The organism is Herminiimonas fonticola (assembly GCF_040395855.1).
In the GTDB taxonomy this organism is placed as follows: domain Bacteria; phylum Pseudomonadota; class Gammaproteobacteria; order Burkholderiales; family Burkholderiaceae_D; genus Oxalicibacterium; species Oxalicibacterium fonticola_A.
Genome location: NZ_JBEBPO010000146.1, coordinates 1 through 3,605 on the forward strand (window position 1 = coordinate 1; position 3,605 = coordinate 3,605).

The 3,605-nt window shown below is 57.4% G+C and carries 2 protein-coding genes; both read left to right on the forward strand.

Annotation, left to right across the window (positions count from 1 at the left end):
• On the forward strand, nt 1-558 hold a 558-nt coding region (locus ABWP27_RS12545), incomplete at its 5' end, for an efflux RND transporter periplasmic adaptor subunit (RefSeq protein ID WP_353157388.1).
• 18 nt (nt 559-576) lie between these two features.
• Nucleotides 577-3,605: CusA/CzcA family heavy metal efflux RND transporter (locus ABWP27_RS12550; protein ID WP_353157391.1), on the forward strand; the 3,029-nt coding region annotated here is incomplete at its 3' end.

The window sequence follows — 3,605 nt, forward strand, 5'->3', positions numbered from 1 at the left end:
CCGTTCGATGGCATGGTCGTTGCCAAGCACATCGCGCTGGGCGAAGCCGTGAAAGAAGACGCTGACATCTTCACGATTTCCGACCTGTCGTCGGTATGGGCCGAAATAGCCGTCTCGGCAAAAGACCTGAATGCAGTACGCGTCGGTGAAAAGGTTATCGTCAAAGCCAGCGCGTTCGATTCCAGCGCATCCGGCACGATAGCCTATGTCGGTTCCTTGCTGGGCGAGCAGACGCGCACGGCGAAAGCCCGCGTCACGCTGGCCAATCCGCAGGGCACATGGCGTCCGGGCCTGTTCGTCAGTATCGAGATTGTTTCCAGTGAAACGTCCGTGCCGGTCAGTGTGTCGGCCGAGGCGCTGCACAGCATCAACGACAAGCCGGTCGTCTTCGTCAAGCTTGCGGACGGCTTCATTGCGCAAGAGGTCACGACTGGCCGCAGTGATGGCAAGTCTGTAGAAATCGTCAAGGGTATGCAGGCGGGCAGCGAATACGCGTCGGCCGGCAGTTTCGTCATCAAATCGGAACTGGGTAAAGCCAGCGCCGAACATACGCATTGATGCGAAAGGCATACCAACATGTTTGAACGTCTTATACGCTTTGCGATTGAACAGCGCTGGCTGGTCATGCTGGCAGTCGCCGGCATGGCTGCGCTGGGTATTTACAATTATCAAAAACTGCCTATCGATGCAGTGCCTGACATTACCAATGTACAGGTGCAGATCAATACCTCGGCGCCGGGTTATTCGCCGCTGGAAACCGAACAGCGCATTACCTTTCCCATCGAAACCGTGATGGCCGGCTTGCCGAATCTGGAGCAGACGCGTTCGCTGTCGCGTTACGGCCTGTCGCAAGTCACGGTGATTTTCAAGGATGGCACCGACATTTATTTTGCGCGCCAGATGGTCAATGAGCGGATTCAGGAAGCGCAGCAAAATCTGCCGCCCGGCATCGCGCCGGCCATGGGACCGATCTCAACCGGCCTCGGCGAGATTTATCTGTGGACGGTGGAAGCGAAAGAGGGCGCGAAGAAGGCGGATGGTTCCGCGTATACGCCGGCCGATCTGCGCGAGATCCAGGACTGGATCATCAAACCGCAGTTGCGCAATGTCAGTGGCGTTACGGAAATCAATTCGATCGGCGGTTTCGCCAAGGAATACCAGGTCGCACCGGTGCCGGAACGGCTGGCGTCCTACGGCCTGAGCTTGCAGGACATCGTTACCGCGCTGGAACGCAACAACGGCAACGTCGGCGCCGGCTATATAGAAAAACGCGGCGAACAATTGCTGATACGCGCACCGGGCCAGGTGCAATCGATGGAGGATATCCGCAACATCATCCTCGGCAATGTACAAGGGGTGGCGATCCGCATCCGCGATATCGGCGAAGTTGAAATCGGCCGTGAGTTGCGCACCGGCGCTGCAACGGAAAATGGCCGCGAAGTCGTGCTGGGCACGGTCTTCATGCTGATAGGGCAGAACAGCCGCACCGTTTCGCAAGCTGTAGACAGGAAGATGGTCGACATCAATCGCACCCTGCCGGCAGGCGTACAGGCGATCACCGTCTACGACCGCACCGTACTGGTCGATAAGGCCATCAGCACCGTGAAGAAGAATTTGCTCGAAGGCGCGGTGCTGGTCATTGTGGTGCTGTTCATCTTCCTCGGCAATTTCCGTGCGGCGATCATTACCGCGATGGTGATTCCATTGTCGATGCTGTTTACGTTCACGGGCATGGTGAATTATCACGTTAGCGCCAATCTGATGAGCCTGGGTGCACTGGATTTCGGCATCATCGTGGATGGTGCTGTCGTCATCGTCGAGAACTGCGTGCGCAGATTGGCTCACGCGCAGGCGCATCATGGCCGCGCGCTCACGCGTACCGAACGATTCCATGAAGTCTTTGTAGCCGCGAAGGAAGCGCGACGCCCGCTGATCTTCGGCCAGTTGATCATCATGGCCGTTTATCTGCCTATCTTTGCACTGACCGGCGTCGAAGGGCGCATGTTCCATCCGATGGCATTTACCGTCGTCATCGCTCTGGTCGGCGCGATGATCCTGTCGATTACCTTTATCCCGGCTGCGATCGCCTTGTTCATAGATGGCAAAGTTGAGGAAAAAGAAAATCGCCTGATGCAGCAAGCGCGCACATGGTATGCATCTGCGCTGGATAGCGTCATGGCCAACAAGCCGGTTGTCCTGACTTTTGCTGCCGTGCTGGTCGTTCTGTCCGGCCTGCTCGCGACCCGTATGGGTAGCGAGTTCGTGCCGAATCTGAATGAAGGGGATTTTGCCATCCAGGCCTTGCGCATTCCCGGCACCAGCCTTTCGCAATCGGTCGCCATGCAGCAGCAACTGGAAAAAACGCTGAAGGAAAAACATCCGGAAATCGAGCGCATCTTTGCCCGTACCGGCACGGCGGAGATTGCATCCGACCCCATGCCGCCGAATATTTCCGACGGCTACATCATGCTCAAGCCGCAGAATCAATGGCCGGAACCACGGAAGACGCGCGATGAATTACTGGCTGCCGTGCAAAAAACCGTCACCGGCCTGCCGGGCAGCAATTACGAATTCTCGCAACCTATCCAGTTGCGCTTCAATGAATTGATCTCCGGCGTGCGCAGCGATGTCGCGGTCAAATTGTTCGGCGACGACATGGATGTGCTCAACGACACCGCCAGTAAAGTGGCGACTGTGATGGGGGGAATTCCCGGTGCGGCTGAAGTGAAGGTAGAGCAAACCACCGGCCTGCCGATGTTGACGGTGAACATAGATCGCGAAAAAACCGCGCGCTACGGTTTGAATATCGCCGATGTGCAGGACACGGTTGCCACTGCAGTCGGCGGCAAGGAAGCCGGTACGCTGTTCCAGGGCGACCGCCGTTTCAATATCATCGTCCGTTTGCCTGAGCACATACGCAACGATCTGGATGCCATCAAACGCCTGCCGATTTCACTGCCGCGCACGCAAGGCAGCGAGAGCAAGACCAGTTACATTCCGCTCGGCGAAGTCGTCACGCTGGATGTGGCGCCTGGGCCGAATCAGATCAGTCGGGAAGACGGCAAGCGTCGCATTGTCATCAGCGCCAATGTGCGGGGCCGCGACATTGGTTCCTTCGTCGCCGATGCAGAAGAAAAAATTCGGCAGCAGGTAACAATACCGAGCGGTTACTGGACGACCTGGGGCGGACAGTTCGAGCAGCTGCAATCGGCCACGCAACGCCTGAAAATCGTGATTCCGGTCACCTTGTTGCTGGTGTTCGTACTGCTGTTTGCGATGTTCGGCAACATCAAGGACGGTTTGCTGGTCTTCAGTGGCATTCCGTTTGCACTGACCGGCGGCATCATTGCCTTGTGGCTGCGCGATATACCGATGTCGATTTCTGCAGCAGTCGGCTTTATCGCCCTGTCAGGGGTTGCTGTTCTGAATGGGCTGGTGATGATTTCCTTCATCCGCAGCTTGCGCGAAGAAGGGCGTGCGCTGGAAGAGGCGGTACGCGATGGCGCGCTGACGCGCTTGCGCCCGGTATTGATGACCGCGCTGGTAGCCTCGCTCGGTTTCATTCCGATGGCAATTGCCACCGGAACCGGAGCAGAAGTGCAGCG